The organism is Pseudarthrobacter sp. SL88, assembly GCF_026672455.1.
Taxonomy (GTDB): domain Bacteria; phylum Actinomycetota; class Actinomycetes; order Actinomycetales; family Micrococcaceae; genus Arthrobacter.
Map to the genome: position 1 here is coordinate 2,857,561 of NZ_JAPPRD010000001.1, position 19,871 is coordinate 2,877,431.

Annotated in this window: 17 protein-coding genes; 8 read left to right on the plus strand and 9 right to left on the minus strand. The window is 61.4% G+C overall.

The window, feature by feature from the left end:
* Positions 1–397: 397 nt before the first annotated feature.
* Positions 398–1,135 carry a hypothetical protein gene (locus tag OVA06_RS12905; RefSeq protein WP_268158767.1) on the minus strand — a complete coding sequence of 246 codons (738 nt, stop codon included), beginning with the start codon at positions 1,133–1,135 and terminating at the stop codon, positions 398–400.
* Positions 1,136–1,393: 258 nt separating this feature from the next.
* On the opposite strand from OVA06_RS12905, the gene OVA06_RS12910 reads away from it, so the two are divergent.
* From OVA06_RS12910 to OVA06_RS12925, 4 genes are all read left to right on the plus strand, one after another.
* Positions 1,394–1,612 (plus strand): hypothetical protein, encoded by a 219-nt coding sequence (locus OVA06_RS12910; protein ID WP_268158769.1) that lies wholly within the window; start codon positions 1,394–1,396, stop codon positions 1,610–1,612.
* Between the two features lie 39 nt (positions 1,613–1,651).
* Positions 1,652–2,266 carry a hypothetical protein gene (locus OVA06_RS12915; protein WP_268158771.1) on the plus strand — a complete coding sequence of 205 codons (615 nt, stop codon included), beginning with the start codon at positions 1,652–1,654 and terminating at the stop codon, positions 2,264–2,266.
* On the plus strand, positions 2,230–2,586 hold the full coding sequence (locus OVA06_RS12920; RefSeq protein WP_268158774.1) for a hypothetical protein: 357 nt from the start codon (positions 2,230–2,232) through the stop codon (positions 2,584–2,586). Before OVA06_RS12915 ends, OVA06_RS12920 begins: the two co-directional genes overlap by 37 nt.
* A gap of 69 nt (positions 2,587–2,655) precedes the next feature.
* The gene (locus tag OVA06_RS12925) at positions 2,656–3,000 is read left to right on the plus strand and encodes a hypothetical protein (protein ID WP_268158776.1); all 345 of its coding nucleotides are present in this window, start codon (positions 2,656–2,658) and stop codon (positions 2,998–3,000) included.
* A gap of 7 nt (positions 3,001–3,007) precedes the next feature.
* Here OVA06_RS12925 and OVA06_RS12930 read toward each other — a convergent pair whose 3' ends face one another.
* Positions 3,008–3,280, minus strand: a complete 273-nt coding sequence (locus OVA06_RS12930) for a hypothetical protein (protein WP_268158778.1) — start codon at positions 3,278–3,280, stop codon at positions 3,008–3,010.
* Positions 3,281–3,398: 118 nt separating this feature from the next.
* Here OVA06_RS12930 and OVA06_RS12935 point away from each other — a divergent pair, with 118 nt between their 5' ends.
* Entirely contained in the window at positions 3,399–4,688 is a 1,290-nt protein-coding gene (locus OVA06_RS12935) for an ISL3 family transposase (RefSeq protein ID WP_268156385.1), read from the plus strand.
* A 125-nt stretch (positions 4,689–4,813) separates the two neighbouring features.
* Here OVA06_RS12935 and OVA06_RS12940 read toward each other — a convergent pair whose 3' ends face one another.
* Entirely contained in the window at positions 4,814–4,960 is a 147-nt protein-coding gene (locus tag OVA06_RS12940) for a hypothetical protein (protein ID WP_268158781.1), read from the minus strand.
* A 434-nt stretch (positions 4,961–5,394) separates the two neighbouring features.
* Entirely contained in the window at positions 5,395–6,009 is a 615-nt protein-coding gene (locus OVA06_RS12945; protein WP_268158783.1) for a hypothetical protein, read from the minus strand.
* A gap of 54 nt (positions 6,010–6,063) precedes the next feature.
* Here OVA06_RS12945 and OVA06_RS12950 point away from each other — a divergent pair, with 54 nt between their 5' ends.
* A complete protein-coding gene (locus OVA06_RS12950) occupies positions 6,064–6,201 on the plus strand; it encodes a hypothetical protein (protein WP_268158785.1) in 138 nt (45 codons plus the stop codon).
* A 179-nt stretch (positions 6,202–6,380) separates the two neighbouring features.
* Here the strand turns inward: OVA06_RS12950 and OVA06_RS12955 are convergent, their stop codons facing one another.
* Positions 6,381–7,082: a hypothetical protein gene (locus OVA06_RS12955; protein WP_268158787.1), complete on the minus strand. Its 702-nt coding sequence runs from the start codon at positions 7,080–7,082 to the stop codon at positions 6,381–6,383.
* Between the two features lie 321 nt (positions 7,083–7,403).
* On the opposite strand from OVA06_RS12955, the gene OVA06_RS12960 reads away from it, so the two are divergent.
* Positions 7,404–9,257 (plus strand): DUF262 domain-containing protein, encoded by a 1,854-nt coding sequence (locus OVA06_RS12960; protein WP_268158789.1) that lies wholly within the window; start codon positions 7,404–7,406, stop codon positions 9,255–9,257.
* Positions 9,258–9,609: 352 nt separating this feature from the next.
* Positions 9,610–9,930, plus strand: a complete 321-nt coding sequence (locus OVA06_RS12965) for a hypothetical protein (protein WP_268158791.1) — start codon at positions 9,610–9,612, stop codon at positions 9,928–9,930.
* Here the strand turns inward: OVA06_RS12965 and OVA06_RS12970 are convergent.
* From OVA06_RS12970 to OVA06_RS12985, 4 genes are read right to left on the minus strand one after another with little or no spacing between them, the layout of a single operon-like run.
* Positions 9,927–12,047 carry a DEAD/DEAH box helicase gene (locus OVA06_RS12970; RefSeq protein WP_268158793.1) on the minus strand — a complete coding sequence of 707 codons (2,121 nt, stop codon included), beginning with the start codon at positions 12,045–12,047 and terminating at the stop codon, positions 9,927–9,929. The genes OVA06_RS12965 and OVA06_RS12970 overlap by 4 nt on opposite strands.
* A gap of 6 nt (positions 12,048–12,053) precedes the next feature.
* Positions 12,054–13,379: a BREX system ATP-binding protein BrxD gene (gene brxD / locus OVA06_RS12975; RefSeq protein ID WP_268158795.1), complete on the minus strand. Its 1,326-nt coding sequence runs from the start codon at positions 13,377–13,379 to the stop codon at positions 12,054–12,056.
* Positions 13,376–16,123 carry a BREX-2 system phosphatase PglZ gene (gene pglZ / locus OVA06_RS12980; RefSeq protein WP_268158797.1) on the minus strand — a complete coding sequence of 916 codons (2,748 nt, stop codon included), beginning with the start codon at positions 16,121–16,123 and terminating at the stop codon, positions 13,376–13,378. Before pglZ ends, brxD begins: the two co-directional genes overlap by 4 nt.
* Positions 16,120–19,839 carry a DUF6079 family protein gene (locus OVA06_RS12985; protein WP_268158799.1) on the minus strand — a complete coding sequence of 1,240 codons (3,720 nt, stop codon included), beginning with the start codon at positions 19,837–19,839 and terminating at the stop codon, positions 16,120–16,122. Before OVA06_RS12985 ends, pglZ begins: the two co-directional genes overlap by 4 nt.
* Positions 19,840–19,871 lie beyond the last annotated feature (32 nt).

Here is a 19,871-nt window from a genome sequence, read left to right on the forward strand (position 1 = left end):
TGGAGACCCCCAAGTCGTGCGTTCTGCGCGTAGTGCGTGGATCGTCTCATGCGAACCCACTGGCAAAACCGGTCTTGATCCAATGCTTCCGCGTTCCTGCGCGAATGCTGAGAAGTGACCGGGCCCGTTTAATCTCTGACTCATTTCCCCGCAGGCAGACACGGAACGCGCGACGGCGGCACTCGCGTCCCGCCGTCGTCCTTCCTGACGCACGGACGCCAGAACCTACGGGTGCAGCGGAACCTTCACCGCCGTGTCCTTTTGATTGATGAGGGTGTCGAAGCCGTGCTCCATCAGGCCCTCCAACACGATGCAGCCGGTGATGGGTATCCGCCGCGATCTTCTCCGCTTAGCCCTCCCCACCGCCTGCCAGGTCACCCAGTCGGCGGCCCTGTTGTCAGGGCACTCCGGCTGCTGCTTCCGCCGCCGCCAGGGCCCGGGAAAACCGGTCCACCGCGAGCTTATACTCGGCCGGGTTACCTGCGGTTCTCTCGTGGTCGGCGGCGCGCATGGCCCTGAGCATGGCCGAAGTGGCCGGACGGGAAGTATCTGACATCGCGGGATAATCGAACTGCAGCTGCGGGTCCATCTCGTAGGTGAGCCACCGCCGCTTCAGCAGATCATGGCGGTTCGCGGTCCTTCCGTATTCCTTCAGGTCCGCCAGGGAAAAATCCGCTAGCAACACAGGGTCCACACCTGAGGCTTGGGACGCTGTTCGGACCGCCTCACGCTGGCGCCCCAGGGCGTCCTCGGTCCCCAGAGCCAAAGGCGTAACGCCCTTTTGGGCGAATTCTGCGTTGAATTGGTAGGCCCGGATCTCGGCCGGGGTCATGAAGTCCAGATCGGTCGGGGATTTCCTGGCAAACTCCCTGGCGCCGTAGGGGCTCGCGACACTGCTGCGGGGCACCGGGTAGAAGTACTTTCCGCCGAAAAACCCTGCCACCGTTGCAATCCAGAAAACAAGGTCGGGAGCATCGACCGACACTGCCCCGACCGCTGCGCCCATCGTGCAGGCGGCGTGGCCGGTCGTGAAGAGAATTTTGGACCGTCCCAGCCGGTGTACACGGCGGGGACGGTCTAGTTGTTTCTCATGGATTTTCTTGAGCCCCAATGCCCAATCACTGGCATTGCCCACCAGTCACGCTCCTCAGTAATTCCGGACGGCGCCTCCACCGTCAACTCGGACACCGGCAACGTGCTGCTGTGCGGCCTGCCGCGGTCAACCCGATCACCGGTGTAGGACTTGACCGTGTACGGTCCCCTCGCCAACAATACCTTCGTGGGCTGCCTCGGCTCGCGTGCGCCCAGATACAGAGCGAGGGTGACAGTCCGCGCGTGCCCTGCGCCGTGCGAACGAACTGGTCATCTCCGGTGTCCCGCGCGCGGAGATCCCGTGCCGCTGGTGGAGTCGTGGCGGCGGTCCATGGTGCTGGGCATCAGTCCGGACCAGCACAGCCCGCGGCACCTGCACGATCCGTCCGGGGTGGCGCAACTGCGGCGCGAGCACCGGCTGCAGAAGGTGATGCCGGCGCTGCAGGACCTGCTGGCGGACGATTCCAGTTCCGGCCGGCACCTGCTCGTTCTTACCGACGCCGGCGGCGAGGCCCTCTGACGGGTGGGCAGCCGCGAGGTGCTGCGCCGGGCGGATCGGGTGGAGTTCTCCGAGGGCGCCGACTGGTCCGAGGCGGGGATCGGCTCCAACGCCATCAGCGGGGCCCTGGTCACCGGCGGCTCGGTGCAGCTGTTCTCCGCCGAGCACCTGGTCCGAACCCACCACGACTGGGCCAGCACCGCGGCGCCAATCACGGCCCCGGCCACCGGCCGGCTGCTGGGCGTGCTGGATGTGTCGGGGCCGCTGGACACGATCAGGGCGGACACGCCAGGGATGGTGCGGTGCACGGTTCGGGTGGCCGAGTCGCTGCTGGGAACGTCCAACGGCGGTGCCTCCTTGGGTGGTTCGTCTTCTGGGCGTGCGGCGCGGCAGGGCGTGCGTGAGCATGGTGTTGCGGTTTCGTCGCCGGAGCTGCTCGATGACCGGCCCGCAGCGGTGTTTGCCGACGGGAGCCGGGTGCCGCTGACGCTGCGCCGCGCGGTGATCTTGGCACTGCTGGACTCCCGGTCGCAGGGGTGGAGCGCCGAGGAACTGGCGTACGAGCTGCACGGCGACGCGGCACCCCGCAGGCCATCCGGACGGAGATGTTCCGCGTGCGGTCGATGCTGGGCGACGCAGTGGAGTCGAACCCGTACCGGCTGGCTGCCGGCCTGACCGGGCGTTGGGATTCGGGGCGGGTGCTGCGGCTGTGGCGGGACGGGCGCGTGCCCGAGGCACTGGAGGCCTCCACCGCTCCCCTGCTCAGCCGCTCCGGAATCCTGGCCGTGCAGTCGCTGCGGGACCAGCTGGACCTCGCCGTCGGGTCAGCCGTCCGCGCCACCCGCGCTGTGTCGCTCCTGCTGCGCTGGCTCACCAGGCTATTGGGTCCGCGGATGCCGCGGCCGTCGAGGCGCTGGGCGTGCTTGTTGGTCCCGGCGACCCGCGGTACCTGGCTCAACGGGCCCGGCTGGTGGCGGCGGGGCGCTACGGAGTGATCCGGCCGAAGGGCCAGCGAAGCGGGCCCTTCGGCAAAGGCGCACCGCGTCTCGGCGACGCTGGCTGGCATGGACATTGAAGGCAGGCAGGTCTTGCATTCATGCGATACGCCTCCATGCGTTATCCCTGCCCACCTACGTCCTGACCTGAATGCCGAGAACGGCAAGGACATGACGGACCGCGGCCGCCAGGGCAAAGGCTCACACAAGCCGGCATCCAAAATGACCGAGGACCAAGTTCGCGGCGTCAAAGCTGCCATCCAGCTCGGCTGGCGGCACAAAGACATCGCGGCCAAGCTCGGCGTCTCTCGTTCGTGCATTACGATGATCGCGGTCGGCCGAACATGGAAGCACGTTACACATCCGGCGCCCCCTGTCGTCGCCCAGATGGCCGAGAATCTTCTCGAAACATGAGTAGTGGCTATCCCTTGGCTTCGACCGATTGTTCGAACGCTTCGTCTTCCCTGCCGAACATCCCGGCGAAAAGAACAAACAAGTGAACAAGGATCAGAAGCGTGCTAACGATTACAACCCAAGTTGTGAAGTCGCTCGGCGTCTTCGTCAGGACAACCCAGATGCAAAGGGAAAGCGAGAAGACTCCAGCAACGACCGACGCCTCGCGGGATTGGCGAAGCCATACGCGCCATCGTCTCGACGCAATCTTCTGTGGATTTAAGCGGTCCTCAAGTGCCACCAAAATGGCTCTTCGCGGTTGGTGGGGAAATGAGTTCGTGTCGTTGAAGACAAGGGGGCCCGTGGCCCTGTTGGGATGAGTGTGTCTAAGCATTCAACCTGGAACAGGACCACGAGCCTTGAACGAGCCTACCGGGGCCGCAGCCGATGCTGCCACCATCCTTTTCAACCTGCCCGACTACCGTGTCATCTCCACGACCATGTCCGCTGGCCGACGTCAGGTCATCGTCGAAACTGAGGCGCTACCGGGCTGCCCGAGCTGTGGGGTCATCGCCTCCCGGCGGAAGGAACGCCGGCTTCAACGACTCCGCGATATTCCCGTTGCCGGGCCGGTGGAGGTGCTCTGGTCCAAGTACCGCTGGTATTGCGAAGAAGCGGCGTGCGACCGGCTCTCGTTCTTCGAATCGACACCGCAAGTGCCGCGCCGTGCCCGCTCGACGAGTCGGTTGCGGGACCAGCTCGTGGACGCGGTCATCCGCTCCGGCCGGGCCGTGTCGGAGACCGCCGCCGGGTTCGCGGTGTCCTGGTGGATGGTCAGGGCGGCACTGAATGAGGCCTGTCTGCTGCAGCTGCCTGACGTGGACAAGCTCAGCCCGCGGATGCTGGGCATTGATGAACACCGGTTCCGGTCCGTGCGCTACTTCCAAGACCCGACCACGAAGACGTGGACACGCTTCGAGCCGTGGATGACAACCATCGTGGACTTGGACACCGGGCAGGTCCTTGGCGTGGTTGACGGCCGTGACCACAAGGGTGTCGGGGACTGGCTGTTCGCCCGGCCCCTGCAGTGGCGCCTGGCCGTGCAGGTCGTCGCAATCGACCCCTCCGCGGCGTTCCGCAAAGCCTTGCGGATGTGGCTGCCCCGCACCGCGGTCGCCGTCGATCACTTCCACCTCATCTCGCTTGCCAACCAGGCCATGACCGAGACCCGGCAGAACCTCTCTCAGCAGGTCAAGGGTCGCCGCGGCCGGGCCATCGACAAGGCCTGGGCGCACCGCATGCTCTTGCTGCGCGGCGGCGACACCCTCACCTGCCGGGCCGCCCTCCGACTCGAGGAAGTGTTCGCGCTGGACGATCCAACTGGCACGCTCCAGGCCGTCTGGAAGGTCAAGGAACAGCTCCGGGCCCTGTTGCGCACCGGCTCTTTGGAAGACGCCGCAGCAGCGAAGGAGATACTCGTGGAACTGGTGAAGGCAGCCGCACGGCCGGAGACGAACAGGCTCTACCGCACCGTCTGCAGGTGGTGGAAAGAGATCGAAGTGCTGATCATCACCGGCGCCACAACCGGAAAAGTCGAGGCAAACAACACGGCAATCAAGAACATCAAGCGAACCGCCCGCGGGTACCGCAACGCCGCCAATTACAAATCGGTTATTCTCTTGAGAAGTGCCGTCCGGACGGCGGCATGACGCTCATTCCAGGGATCCATTTCCCCACGAACCGCGAAGAGCCACCAAAATCAGCAAGGCTGGAATCACCTGCGCCAAAAGGCCAGCGGCATTTACATCAACTTCATATGCATGGTCAGGACCGACTACGGGGTGGACGGGCGGTCGGTAACTTTGGCAACCACAAAACCGACCATCGCGACAATTGTTGCGGCAATGACCTTCCAATACTCGGTCGGTTCGAAGCTTTCGACGCCAAGGATTGCAAGCTGGGCGCCAAATACAGTTGCCATAAGCAGGGGAATTATGAGCACCAAGATAGGAATCCACCACCACCCCCGCACGCGTCGCTTTTGCAACCCCGCTCCTAAGATTCCGATGACCGCTATGACAGCGAATAAGAAGGGGTGGGCCCCATTCAGCCCCTCAATAGCAAGCTCCGCAGCAAGGCCAACTAGGACCAATGCAACCGAGATCAATGGCGTCCACTCCGATAGGTTGGCTGGCCGTAAGCGTACAGGTGCAGGCGCGCTGGAATTATGAGACATGGGACCCCCAAATGTTGAATAGAGTGCGGCGCAAAATCCGCTTGTGCTTTCGCATCATATGTCAGCCCGCGCCATGTCATTTGCCGTGAAGAAACGTTCGCCGAAGCCGGAGCATCCCGCACATGACCTCGTGGCCTGCATGGCCGAGACACTGCAAGCTGCGTGACGGCCCGCAGCGCCTACTTAGCCTGAGGAGTTTGTACTTTGCCGTCCACCATGATCTCGAAACGCTCGACATCAGTAACTAGGTGCCGGTGCGCCTGCTTTATGGATGCCAATGCGTCAGATCTGTGGCCAAGTCTGGTCGACGAGAACTTAGGTAAGGCGATCATTGCGATAGTGCTCAGGTCACTGATACTTCGCAGGATGTCACTCGCGTACGGCTCTTCCCTTTTGACAGCAGTCTGGTAGCTGGCGATCAAGCGCCCCAGCTTTATTGGCCAAGTCAAGATAATCTCGCCGACAACCTCAGCGTCGCGACTGGACATCCAATATCTTGTGATGGCTGCCCTCATGGGAACCAGGTATGGGCGGGGGTCGAAAGGCTTGCCCGGTTGAACGTGAACGTAAACGACCCACTCCAGTTCCTCGATAGCGGCAACGATGTCGGAGACCGCCGCAATTTCGACAGTTCGTTCGACTCCTCGCCGCTGCTGTGCGTTCGTGAGTCGAACCACGATAAGAGCGACTCCGCCACCGATTACAGCCGCGACGAACGCGCCAACGGCTCCATTCCAGAAGGCGATCCAGGTACCGCAAGAGATACCCAGCGCGTCACCACAAACGATATTCATCCCCGGATCATATATGCGGGCAGGTCGCGGCCTGCCCGCGAAAGGACACACTCCATGGCGTGGTTCAACGCCGACGACAAGATGCACTCCCACACGAAGTCACGCTTGGCCGGGCTCGACGCCATGGGGCTCTGGCTGCTCGTCGGAACCTACTGCACGGACTACCTCACGTATGGCGCTGTGCCGCTCTGATTCGTGGAGTCCTGGCCGCGAGGCAAGCAACTGCTTATCAAGGCGGGGTTCTGGGAGGCCGGCGGGCGAAGGCTTCCAGTTCCTCTCCTGGTCGGAATACCAGCGCACAAAAGCGCAGGTGCTTGCGGACAAGAAGAAGGCCAGACTAGGGGTGCCGTCCATTGCGAGGCAAGAAAGCGTCATCTGTCGTCGTTATCCGGAATTAGGGTCGTGGCCTCCTCTCTCGCAGCTGTGATACGCCGTAGCGCCCATTCGTGAGTTTCGATGTTGTCCTGCTGAAACCAGGCAGCAACTGCTCCATTGACCGTTCCGGTCACTCTCTCCAATTTCAGGCGAATGTTCGCATCGGCAAGTATCTCTTCGGTTGTATCGTCGAACTCCGCGATGAAATCCAGAAGCGCTGCGGCAAGGCGCTTGTGTTCTGACTCCAGATAAAGACCATTGATGCCAACCAGGATTGAATCGACCTGATTCTTGAACTTCGATAAGGAGTCTTCAGCGCCGCGGTTCATGAGCCAAAGTCCGGACATGACAGCGGCGGCGGCTGCACTGGCTCGCTGCCGGGCTGCCTCGGCTTTCTGCGCCGCCAGCTGGCCGTAATGAAGCTGTTGGGAATGGTCCAGTTGGCGTTGATGGGTCGCTTCTTGATGTTCCAACGTGCGGCCCAGGACCCAGACAGCTACAGCACCGCCGGCCAACGAGCCGAAGAGTCCTGATAGCAACACGCCCCATTGGTGAGGTGTTACACCAAAGAAGTTTCCGAGAGCGCCAGAGTCGACCCTGAATCCCATATATCCAATAACGGTTCCCAGGCCTAGAACAAAGACTGATGCCGCTAGAAGCGCGAACCACCGCCCAGCATTGTTTTTGTTGTGAATCACCCCCAAATCTCACCACATGCTAGGACTCGAGGAGGCTCTCGATGGATGTTCCGGCTGGACTTGGTGAGCGTGGCGTTGCGTTATGGTGGTCGGTGTCCGGCCATGACGTCGCTCGTAATGCTCTCGTGCTTGAGGCGGCACGCCGCGCGGATCGCAGGAGGAAGCTAGCCGCCTATTATTACGGCCATACAATTCTGCGACACGCTCAAGTACCTCCGATTGGGATGACGCCGGGCCTATGGTAATCACGGGGGTTGGATAGGCCCTCAAGGGGCAATCACGAACTTGTGGTTCTACTGGTAACTACGCAGGAGTCCAACTGTGGCAAAAGATCGCAATCTTTCCGCTGACCCAGTCACGTTGCAGGATCGTCTAAAGGATGACGTGCAGCTGCTGTGTCCGCTTTTTCAACGGAAGTACGTCTGGAAGAAGCCCGAAATCGACCAGCTTTGGGACGATATCGATACAATTCTCGATGGCTCATCCGACCGCCGATTCCTTGGTGCTCTCGTCTTCGCCGATGTTGAAAACTCCTCTGCTACTAGCGCTGGTAAGTACCTGGTCATCGATGGCCAGCAACGAATGACAACATTGATCCTCTCGGTCATTGCGCTGGCTGAGCGCGCAGCAGGGCAGGGCCCTGCTGGCCTGGAGCTTGCAAAGGACCTTTACGAAACCTATGTGGTAAGTCGTAAAGCGAACACAAAGAATCAGCCCAAACTTGCCCCAACATTGGTCGATACGCGCCAATTCAACGAGATTCTGCGTAGTGCTTTCGGCTCCATCTTCTCTCTTGACGTGGACGGAACAAAGGAAGTCGGACCGGATCAGGGCACGATGACTAAGGCGTATTCCCTGATAAAGCAGAAGATTTCGAGCCGCACCCAGCCTGAGGACGATGTTGAGGATAAGAAGGCATCAGTCGTCCAAGGCTTAATACACCTAATGGAAACGATCCTCGATCGACTGGAATTCGTGGAAATTCTGCTTGGAGACGAGCACGACCCCAATGAAGTCTTCGATCGGCTGAACAAGGAGGGTGTCCGGCTTGGGATCGTAGATCTGGTGAGAAACGAAGTCCTGAAGCGTCTCAGCGATGATCCAAAGCAGGCCCTCCAACTGCACACTCAGGAGTGGTTGCCATTCGAGCAAGCATTTGGAGAATCTAGCGATGCTCTCAGCGGATATTTCTATCCGTTCGCATTGACGGTGGACAGCAAAGTTACCAAAGCTGCTACGTTCACCATGCTCACCCGACAGTGGAACAAGAGCTTCAAAGATCTTGACTTGTCCCCGGAGCAGCAGCTGAAGAAGATCATGGAGGAGCTGAAAAAACATGTCGTTTCCTACAACGCCATTGCATCAGGCCAGCTTGAAAAGATTGATCCTGAAGTATCCCCCTACGTAGCCCGGCTCGTACAACTGAATTGCCCCACCTCCGTATACCCGTATGTCATGCAGTTGCTGACGGCCCAGTCCGTCGAACAAGTGGACATTAGCGACGCGCAGATTTGCCTGAGGATAATTGAATCATTCTTGGTCCGACGAGGCTTCAGGGGCATCGAACCCACTGGTCTCCACGCCATATTCAAAGGCATGTGGGAATCCGCTGGTGCGGACCCGGTTAAGGTCCGGAAGGAAATTACGTCCCGAACAGTTGTCTTTCCAACGGATGAGGAACTCGAGGAAGCAATCACGACGTGGCCGGTGTACTCCCGCAAGGTTCTTCCGTACGCGATGCGCGAGTATGAACGCGCAGTTTCCACAGTGGAAGTAATGGACGTGCTCCCCCCGATTACCGTCGATCATCTGATGCCGCAGTCCCATAAGGGTGAATGGATAAACGCAGTATCGGTGGAAGATCATCAGCGTTTACTGGATACCTGGGGGAATTTGGTGCCGCTTTCCGGACCAGCCAATTCAGCGAAGAACTCCAAGAGTTGGAGCGAGGCTCGTCAACTTCTGCAGTCTGAGACAGTCTTTTCCTCGACGAAGCAGGTGTACATGCACCACGAGGTGTGGGATGCTTCCGCAATCGAGGCTCGCTCGGCAGCCCTCGCGGCATGGGCCGTCAACCGGTGGCCATCGTTTAGCGAATTGACCACCGAGAAGGCTCGGTCGGCTCTCGTTGCTGAACAAATGGAGCTCGTCGAGGCGGGCGAACTGAGCTCTTGAGCGCGCCACACGCTTGATGTCAACGTAATCGCTGCCCCATGGCAGAAAGAGTCGGTGCCGACCTCGAGCTGCTCTCCGAAAGTTGGGCTAAAAAATCAGCTCACACTCGGGGAGCAGTTCATTTCCAGCTGCGGCTCTTTCATTGCATACTCAGGCGCAGATGATGCGCTCCGGGGTCCAGATACGGCCGCACCGGTCTCAGCGGGCGGGTATTCATTGGAAGAGCAGTGGAACGTCCCGTTCACCGCAAGGGTTTATTTACAATCATCCGGGTTCTCAGGGACGGCTGCGGCTCAGGCCGCACCCCACCCCGAGCCGCCTACCCGCGGCACGTAACGGTATCCTCATCGTTGTGAATGACGTACTTTTCAACCTCGGCCCGGACGACGAACCGACTCAAAGCTTGACTCCGCCGGAGCTTCCCATTCGAGACGACCAGGTTCTCGCCATCCGCCAGGCATTCACCACCGCCGGGATCGATAGCCAGGAACGTCGCCAAGAAATTGCTCAAAGTTGCGTCGTGAGGCCGTTGGCTTCGCTTCGCGAACTGACAGCCGCCGAAGCCCATCGCGTTCTGAAGCGTATTAAGGAAAATGCGGCAGCGAAACCGCGGCCTGAAGGAGCGTCAGCCTGGGACCTCCGAGAAGAAGACACCTGGATCGACAAGCTCTAGCTCAAGTCAAGGAAGCCCCGAGAAGCGACTGCCTCTGCAGCCTCGTAGTCGGTCATGCGCTCTGCAACTGTTCGCATAGCGAGCTCCGGAGGCAGCATTTCGAAGAACTTAAGCTGTCTGACGGCTCGCTCATCAACACTCGGTACCACTCCGCGGAAGTCCGCTCCGAATTCGGCTTTGGCCGCGCTCACTGCGGATGCCACAGCACCCGCCGTTGCGTCACCCCGCAGGGCAATCTGCCAGTTATCGTAGGCGGTGGTCGTTTCGAAGAGCTCGGGGCGGACGGAAGAAAGCGCGGCCGTTAGAACTGCGTTACCTCTTGCACCAGCCCATGTCCACCATCGAACTCGGCTTCCTCCGCCGGCTCCAACGACAGTCCGGTTCTGGTCCACCCTGTTTGAGTACTCATCCCGGAGTTCCGACGTCATGTTCTCGGCCCTCTTCGTTGTTCGGACTCCTTGGGGATCCGCGCCCAGGAGCACGCGCCTGATCGCGTCGGAGAGCGCAAACGAGTACGGCTGCGGCATACTGGCCCATTTGACCACCCCTCCCTGACTCGAGGGCTCAACGTAGGCCCGTCGGCGCTTCCAATCGACGTATGTCACTTCCCAGGGCCTGCCGCCTAAAGTAATGAGTCTCGGCCCGTCCACCTTCCGTTGAAGCAACATAGGGTCCACGGCCCCGACCTCTTGCCTGCCATGAAGAATTGCGACCTGAGGATCCGCAGTAAAGACAGCCATCAGGTCCCTGTAATGAATGCGGCCGTATCGTTTTTCGGCTTCAGGCCCTGCAAATAGCATTCCGCCGTCCGAATCAAGGTGGCCTTGGTCGAGCAGCCACTCCTGGATCGACTGCCACTCCCCTGGCGTCGCCAGTTCGAGTCCTCCGAACCAGGACGGCCACGTGCGCTCACCAACGCGCCGTTCTTGGAGAGTGACGCCGAGTATTTGCTGTGCGGCGACGTGCCGAGGCGACAACGGCGGCACGACAGGCTCGACGTAGCCCTCAGACCAAAGCAACAGCAACCCGGAAGCTCGTAGGAACTCGGACTCTTCTGTTGCGAGGAACAACATATTTCGCGTCGTATCAGCGCGTCGGCCGGTTCTACCGAGCCTCTGCAGTAAGGAAGCCACCGTTCGAGGAGAGCCGAGCTGGATAACCCGGTCCAGGTCCCCTACGTCAATACCTAGCTCAAGCGTTGAGGTGGAGACGATGACGCAGTCACGCCCGACGGCGAAGGCCGCCTCCGAGCGACGCCGGGTGTCCACCGACAGCGAAGAATGGGAGACATGAGTCTCGACTCCATTGTCGTGCAGTCCCAATGCCAACTCTTCGACTACTCGGCGAGAGTCGGCAAAAACTAAGCGCTTCTCACCGCGGTGAAGTCCAGCGACAATCTTCGCCGCGTTCGAGGTGCTTCCCACGAAATCCAGGTCCATCTGCGGGGCAGCTGCCGCGCTGGTATCTGGAGACACCACTATCGCCGGTCTTCCTACCCCGCCTCCCTGCAACCAGTGAAGCAATTCGGGCGCGTTGCCAACCGTCGCGGAGAGACCAATTCGCTGGAGCGGCTGGCCCGACAATTTGGTTAGTCGTTCGAGAACACCAAGAAGGTGCCAGCCCCGGTCATCGCCGGCGAATGCGTGGACCTCGTCCACGACGACGGCGCGGAGATCAGCAAAGAATCGTTTTGGATCGCTGCTGGTGGAAACCAGCATGGACTCGAGCGACTCCGGGGTGGTTAGCAAGATATCTGGCGATTCCAAAAGCTGGCGTCGCCTCACGCCTGCCGTCGTGTCTCCATGTCTCACCGAAGCCGTGCGGCCCAGCCATGACGCGTAAGTGGCAATCCTGGGTTCCAAATTGTTCAGCAGCGCCCGCAGCGGACAAATGTAAAGGACCGATGTGCCGCGCCACTCCTCAACGGACATGCGAGATAGCAGTGGGAACATTGCTGCCTCGGTCTTGCCGCCGGCTGTGGGAGCGAGCAGCAGCGAGTCATCACCCCTTAGCAGAGGTTCTACAGCTTCATCCTGCAGCGGGCGAAGGGCCGGCCAGCCCAGGGAATTAACAATGTGATGCTGCACTGCAGGACTCAGCCGATCGAATCCGCTCATACCAGCTTAGAGTTCCAGCTCTATATCACCGGCTGAGAGATTGCCCGCGTTCTGCTCTACGTCACTCATGTCCTCGCGGGACAACGTCAATGAGTAGTGCTGGCGCGGGTCGAAGTCAGCAAACTGGTCGACGCGATCCAGTACGTCACCCACCAGCTTCTTCAAGAAAAGCCTGGGGGCAATGCCGACCCTTCCGCCCAGCCCGCCGGCGACTGCAGAAGCCAGATCCTTGAGGTAGGCGTCGTCCACCAGAGCCCCGATGCGGTCGCCAGAGGAACTTCCTGTCGCGTATAAATTTCTCGCGCGTTTGCCCAGGTCGACCAAGGAATCATGGTTGAAGCCGGTAAGCCTGATCTGGACGGCACGAGGGTTGTCGAAGCGACCGTCCGTAGCAAAGTCCGTGGCTAGCCGCTGTGCCAGCGGGGGCAGACGCGGTACGCCGGAGGGCCCGTCGAAGAAGGCAGGGGTGCCGGTCATGACAAGGTACAAGCCGGGGAACCTTCCAGAATCCACTTCATCCATGAGCTGGCGCAGGGCATTTAGCGCTTTGTCCCGCACGTCGCCCCGGACCCGCTGCAGGGTCTCGACCTCGTCCAAAACGACCAGCAGACCTGGATGCCCGGCATCCCTCAGGACAAGCAACAAGCCCTGAAGGAACCCAAGTGCACCGAAATGATCGAGGTCACCGCGGACTCCCGCGATACGTTTTGCTGCTGAGGAGACGTGGGGTTGGCCGCCAAGCCATGCGGCAAGCCCGTCGGCGGCTGGGGCATCCCCCGTGGCGACAGCGGAACGGTAACCGCGCAACGCCTGCGCGAATGCAGGCGTCTTGGCACTTACCGAGGCCAGCCGATCGTCCAACAGCCGGGCCGTCGCCGCTTCGAGCGCGGCCGCACCGGCGTCAGCGAGGCCTGGCTCCGCCGCCAAAGCGTCATCTTCCAGTGTGAACAACCAGGCATCCAGGACGGAACGGAATGCACTGGGGGCAACCGATGCAGTCCGAAGCGATTCTGTAATCCGTCTATAGACAGTTTCGAGCTTGTGGAGAGGTGTCTCCGTTTCCGAGATTTGCACTTCAGCCGTGGCGAAGCCGTTCTTCAATGCCAGCTCGGACAGGTATCGGGCGAAAAACGTCTTGCCTGTGCCATATTCGCCTCGTACTGCCTTGACCGTGGCGCCTCCGGATGCCACTGAGCTGAGCTCGTCGCTCAGTGCAACGTGGAATCGGTCCAGGCCTACGGCCAGCAGGTCCAGGCCGTTGGCAGGTACGGTACCGCGGCGGAGCGCGTCAATTACCTCCCTGCGGCGACGAGGCGAAACGTCGGCCGTCACGTCCCGACCTCAAATTGCTCGCGGAGCAGTGGTTCGTCGATGACAAGTGAATTCCCGTCAAGCCGCAGAACTGGGTAGCCTTCCACATTGAGCAGCTTCTGCAACTGTGCAACAGCACCAGAGATGCGCTGAATCGGAACGCCAATGGCGACCGCAGCAGCGTGAAGGGGCAACCGTGAACCTGCTGCAGTAACCGCAGCGTCGACGAAGGCTTCGATCTGTCCATCGAGGAGCGTCACGCGCCCAGCAATTTTTCTTTGGGACTTATAGCCCGAGGTGGCCACGACGCGAGCCCCCAAGTTGGCGGGCTTGTTTCCGGCTGTAGGCGCGTTCTCAGAGCCTTCCAGCTCCGAAAAGAGGTCCGGGCCTTCGTCACGGGCCTTCTTGCTTTTGGGCGGAAGCGGCGCGGGCCGGGGTTGAGTGGCGCCCGACGAAAGCGACCACCAAAGCGGTTCCTGGGGTGGCGCCAGTTCCCACCCGTCTGGCACCACTCCATCCGGAACGACGACGGCCAGCGGTACGACGACTTCAGCCGGTGATCCACCCCCATGGTATCCAGCCTTGAGAGGCCCGTACCTGAGTCCTTCGTCGACCGCCAGGATAGCCTTTCCTCCGTGGTCCAGAACTCGTGGCCCGCTCACGGCGATTTCGTCTGCACCAGGGGTTCCGAATGCTGCGCGGGACCGGGCGCTTGAGATTTCGTCATAGTTCCGCTGCGTCCCGGCGCGACGCTCCACCACGTGTCCGTGGTCGGCGGTCAGTACCACCGTTCGGCCGGCCGCGAGGGCGGCGGACAGGAGGGGTCGTAGGTGACGAACTGCGTCGTCGGTCCAGGAAGTGCCGGCGGGATCGCTGCGATCCAAGGCGTCGTCGATAGTATTCAGCACGGACCCGACGAGGGGAAGCCCCTGCGTGTCGGCGATGGCCGATGCCACATCGGCAGAGAGTAGGTGTCCGGGACGGGAGGAATCGAGCGGCTTCTTGTGAAAGAGCACCGAGCCCTTCAGGCCGGCTGATTTTGCGACGGCGGCGAACCCTGCCCGTTCCTCCGACTGGCCGCCCGAGAGTAGTCTTCCTGTCAAGAGGGACGTGCGGCTGTGCTCGGTAATCGTCGGGAGCACTGCCAGTCCGCAGGCTCGCCTGCTGGTCCCCTTAGCGACTATCTCGGCCCATCCGTCCGGACGAGCTAAGACGCTGGCCATCACCTGAGTCGCGACGCCTGTGCTCATGCCGTCGAGGACAAGCAGCAGGGTCGGGCTTTGCCTCGCGAGCTTGGCGACCATTTTGGGCAGGATATCTTCGATCAGCCAGACGGGCTCAAGCCTGGATGCGCCCTCGATGCGGCTCTCAGCAGAAGTGGCGATGGCCAGCTTCTGCGCGAATTCCCGGTCATGCAGGGTTCTGCGCTGCTGGGCTCTGAAAACCGTTGATTCGATAGAGCGCGCCAGCTCCGGTTCGTCGATCCCTTGTGCAGCTGTGTTGATCGCAGCATCAACCCAAGCGTCCGTATGGCTTTGCCGCCGGGCCAAGGAGGCCAGATCATTGCCGTTGGCAATATCCTCGGCCAGCCATCGCTCAAGCCGCACCGCGGCCTGGAACGGCTGCCGCCTGGAGTCCTGTGCGTCCTCGAGCCCCACGGCGCTCAGCGGGTGTTTGGTGACGAGTTCCCAGACAGCTTCTACCGACTGGATAGTCCCGCCGAGGGCGCAGCTAAGATCACGGTATGCCTGGTTAAGGGAGGACGGCAGCAGATAAGACTCGTTTGCGAATGGCTGGGCGTTGACGTCCTTCAACACGCGGTCAGCCGCCGCAAGTGCCGTCTGACCTGTGCGCCAGCTCTCCGGACGCGCCAGCATGTCCCTAACCACGCCGATGCACATGGCTCCGAAGGCCTGGAGTTCAGCGCCGGTGATGGACTCGCCTGCCCAACGGTGTTCCAGTCGCGCCAGGGCGAGTTCTGCCTGTGTCCGTCGCTCGCCCGCTCCGGTTGCCTTCGCAGACGTCAACACATGGAGGACGACACCGAGCGGCAACACGTGGTCTGGTTGTCCGCTTGTCAATAGGCGCAACATGGGGCGTTCGCCGTCGCCGAGCCGCGCAGCGAGCCAGTGGAGGACCGCATCGGCCAAGGCATCGCCCGCATCACGACGAAGGTCGCCGATCGTTGCCGCCGCCCCAAAGCCGGACGTCCAGGAGAGCACCGCAAAGGCATCGATCCCGTGAAACGGCAGACCAAGCTGCCTACTCGCCACAGAGCCGAGCGCGTGGTCGCGGGAAAGTACGCCGGCCGGCGCAGGCGGCCATCCGTCCTCGGGTGCCGTCCTAAGAAGCCCGTAGGCAATCTCCCCACGATTCCCTTCACGAAGCAGTGCGCGGTCCAGTGAAACGGCTGCGAACCTCTGCCGTACCGCATCCCAGGGATCGGGGTTGCGTAGCTGCTGCCAGACGAAATGCGAAAGGATTCCTGGACCGAGATCGGACTCGGTCCGGTCGGTGAGAATCACCAACCACTCTGCGTCACGTTGCTGATGCAATGCGTCCCGAACCGCCAGTGAGGAAACGCACGGCACCACGTCGATTCGCTGCCCCTTGTCCGCGAGCGTCGCGGCAGCGTCCGGATCAGGAAGCGCACGAATGCCAATGATGCCGCCCTTGCGTCGCCCATCCGTCCCCCTGGCCTTAGCAACCATCGCTTGAATTGCGGCCGGGGTAACGGAAACAGGCGCGGGCGCCAGTCCAATCATTCGATCACTCTCCACTGAACCTCAACGGACTTGACGCCGGACGAGAGAATTTTCTCTAGTTCAACCTCCAACAGGCTCAAAGCATCACCAGGCTCGAGAACTGTCTGCCGCCACTGGCCAGCTCCGCCGCCCGTCCCTCCGTTCGAGCTTCCCGTACCGCCCGCACCTGGACCTGGTGGTCTCACTGCTCCTGCTACCCAAGCAAAACCTTCTCTGTCAGCCTTCTCAAGTGCGGCAGTAGCCCGGTCCGACTGTTCGTTCGCCTGCAATGCCCCGCGAAGGTCGTCGAGGATGAGGCGCGCCCGAGCTGACCGCTGGTCCACACCTACGCTGCCCTGTCTCACCGGCCCGAGTCGCTCCCATTGGAAGTCCCGGAGTCCTTGGGCAACAAGACTTGCCGATGACAGGGATTTGGCGGCCTCTTCGTCTTGACCTGGCAGCTCGAGGCCAGCCAGGTGACTGATAAGGACGACGCCGCTTTGGTCTCGCAGCACGCCGACCAGTACGGAGGTGCGGCGTGCCATCTCGAGGCGGTCTCCGTTTGAGATTCCGAGCCTGGAGTAGGCGTCCTCGAGTCCTGAGACCAACGTCTGTGAGGGTTCGTACAGTGCCTTAGCGCGTTCCTGGACGTCGCCGGACAGAGCAGCAACCGCCGACGGCGTCAGGTAGGGACGGTCGGCAACACCAAAGATCGTGGCCGCACGCTTTCGCGCCTTGTTCCACTCCTCAGCCGTCGGCATCGGCTGAGGTCGCAGCTCCATCCCCGGCTGCAGTGTTCCAGGCACCGGCAGCCCGGCCTGTGGTGCGCCGAAGTTGAACCAGGCACGCTGGCGGAGTAGCCCCCACCCCAGAATCACCAGGTCAGCAACTTCCGGTCGCAGTCCTTGGGATGGTTCCACGGCATCGATGACGGCGCGCAGCTGCGCCACAGTTACGGGGCCGTCTTCATCCACGCCGTTGCGGGACAGACCGCGTACCAGCGTCGGGCCCCAGTCGCCGAAACGGTCATCGCCGAACAGGAAATGGGTCTCAGTGGCTTCGCCGACGCGGAGCGCGTTGGCCACGCGTCGGATACTCCGCGCGTCGCCTTCGAGCTGGACGCGATGCTCAGGGTCACCTGCAGCACGTTCGAGATGTGCGACAACGGCCTTCAGCTCAGGTTGGCGGACTTCGGCGTCGGCCGGTTCGAACTTGGGGTGCCCTGGATAGGTCGCATCGAAGGCCTTCGCTACGAACTGTTGAAAAGCGGATGCCAAGCTCGCGCCCACCGGCGGAGCAGGATCGAAGCCAGGGTCAAGGGACCACAGAACCTGGCCCGTGCCGCCGTCGTCCAGCAATGCCCCTGGCTCCGCAGACGCTGCACCGTACGCCTGCTGGATGACTCGAAGCAGGCTGTCACGTAGCGAGCTATGCTGCGCTTCCAGAATATTGCGTGCCTGGGCGCGGTCCACCTCTCCCAGGTGGTCCGCGTGGCTAGCCCACCGGTCACCGCTGCCACCGAGCAGCCAGTCAAGGATGACCAGTCGGCGCAAATCCTTCATACGGTCTCCGGAGAGGAAGCGTGGCAACCACAGCACCGTCCGCGAGGTGAAATTTCGGGACCGGAGCGAATCGATGCGCTGGATGTCCTCCGCCAACGAGTGCCCGGATTCATCAAACGGGTGGTCGATGACGAAGCGCCAAGCGCCTGCGCCTGCCTGAAGCCGGTCCTCCGTGATGTCCCCCGCATCACGGACATTCCCGAAGACGATTTCAATCTCGCGCTTGGAGCCACGCCAGATGACGCTGTGACGGTTTGCGCCGCTGATATCCGGTGAACCAAGATCAATTCCCAGGCTCTCCGTGACCAAGGCACGCAGCAGCTCGCGCTGCCTGCCCGCGTTATCTTCTCCCTTGGCACGCTCCACGATGGATTCGTAGTCCACATCCGAAAGTTGGACCCGAATGACTGGATTGCGAGGATCCGCATCCACGTGGATTTCAGGAATGTGGCGTGCCCAGTCGCGAACCTTGGACAACACAACTCCTGCCTCACCGCCCCGGAGTGGGGAGACGATTGAACCGTGATTCAACGACGCTAGGCGTGCAGCAGTGAGTCCTTTCAGCGCCGGGACCTTGGGCGCAACGGCGGAAAGCAACAGAGTCTTGGCCAGCCGGTCGTCGGCAAGATAGCCGCTGGTGATGCGGTCCGGTTGATCCAGATCCGTCTGCGCCAAGCCATGAACCCGCAGGATGAGGGGACGGAGCTTCTCCTGATAGAGCTGCGTCGCCGAACGGAACAGGGCGGCAGCCTGCGGGTCGAGGACAGCGTCACCTTTGCCCTGGACAATGTAATCGAAGGCGTCACCCACCGGGATAACGTCATCAATGGTCAGCGCATCGCGACGGTCAACCAGCATCTGCTGCATGACTTTCAACGCGGTCCTGTCCCTTTGCATGACGCTGGACAGGGAGCGCAGGGTGGAGACCAGCGCGGGGGAGAACGGGTAGGTCATCCGGAAGGCGGCCTCGTCAGATCCGCGGTGTTGATCATCAGCATTGACCCCGTCCAGAAGCACATCCCAGACGGCAGGCGCACGATCAAGTCCGGAGAACGCGTCCTCGATGGCGTGGCGTGCTGCATCGTTCTTCGGCTTGAGAAGTCGTCTGCTGGCTACATACGGCAGGTTGTCGTCACCCAGGACGATGGACGAAAATCGCCCTTCCTGGTGGCGGAAGGCTCGGTCCAGCGCTTCCTGTTCGCTACCGCTGGCACCCGAGTCCGCAAACCACCGGCGGAGGTCCATTTGGCGTGCAACGACGGAAATGAGTGGTGCCGCAAGCCTTTCATATTCACCTTCGACGAGTTTCGTTAGTTTCTGCGATTCACGGCGGAAGAACTCGGGGGTCTGCATTGCGAAGGCGAGCCAGAGAACGAGTTCGTCGAGGAACAGGACGACGGCGTCGTATCCCAGCGACTTGGCGTGGTTGGACATCGCCTCAAGTCCGGTATCCAGGTCCACGTACTCGGCATGGCGTGCGTAGGACTTGAAGTAACTGTCCACGAGTGCGCTCACTAGTTCCTGGCGCTCCGCGCTCTGGGGTGCCGCTGCCCGGGCTCCGTCATAGCGGCCACGGTCCCAGGAGCTGGACCCAAGGAGTCCTGCCCACTCATCGTCGCCGGCTTCGGACCCAAGGCCAGCAAAGAACGCGTCATCTCCCAGCCGCTCTCTCAGGCCCTCGGCGTCGCGCAAGAGAGCATCTGAAGGGAAGAAGGCAGGGAGGGGTGCCTCCGGGTGGAGAACCTTGATCTGTTTGATGTAGCTATCAAAGAGCTCCTGCTCCATCGAATCCGCGTCAAGGAAGTGGAATGCCAGCGGCAGAATCTTCTTGTTCTCCAGCGTCGGATCATGACGCGCGACGACGGATTGCAGCTCAGGGAGCGAGCGTGCATTCGGATTGTGCTGGAGGAGTGCGTGGAGGACGGCCATGAAGTGCGACTTACCGGAACCAAAAGACCCTGCAAGAAATGCGCCCCGGTTGAATCCCGTGCTGAGCGCGTTAGAGACGAGTCCGAGCGCGGCATCGAAGGCGTCAGCAATCGCGGGGGTGACCACGTAGTCTTCGACAGCATGTTTGGCACCTTCGCCGGAAACGCTGTCGGTCAGCCGAAGGACGTAGTCTTCGCTTCCGGCGCGCTCGGAAATCTCAAAGACATCCCTCAACAACTCAGGCATTCTGCCTTCCTCTTTTCCGGCTCTCGTTCTTG

Excerpts from the sequence above, each read along its gene's own strand:
- OVA06_RS12925 (WP_268158776.1), top strand. The coding sequence starts at position 2,656 with ATGGACATTGAAGGCAGGCAGGTCTTGCATTCATGCGATACGCCTCCA.
- OVA06_RS12940 (WP_268158781.1), bottom strand. The coding sequence starts at position 4,960 with ATGGCAACTGTATTTGGCGCCCAGCTTGCAATCCTTGGCGTCGAAAGC.
- OVA06_RS12945 (WP_268158783.1), bottom strand. The coding sequence starts at position 6,009 with ATGAATATCGTTTGTGGTGACGCGCTGGGTATCTCTTGCGGTACCTGG.
- OVA06_RS12950 (WP_268158785.1), top strand. The coding sequence starts at position 6,064 with ATGGCGTGGTTCAACGCCGACGACAAGATGCACTCCCACACGAAGTCA.
- OVA06_RS12970 (WP_268158793.1), bottom strand. The coding sequence starts at position 12,047 with ATGAGCGGATTCGATCGGCTGAGTCCTGCAGTGCAGCATCACATTGTT.
- pglZ (WP_268158797.1), bottom strand. The coding sequence starts at position 16,123 with ATGATTGGACTGGCGCCCGCGCCTGTTTCCGTTACCCCGGCCGCAATT.
- OVA06_RS12985 (WP_268158799.1), bottom strand. The coding sequence starts at position 19,839 with ATGCCTGAGTTGTTGAGGGATGTCTTTGAGATTTCCGAGCGCGCCGGA.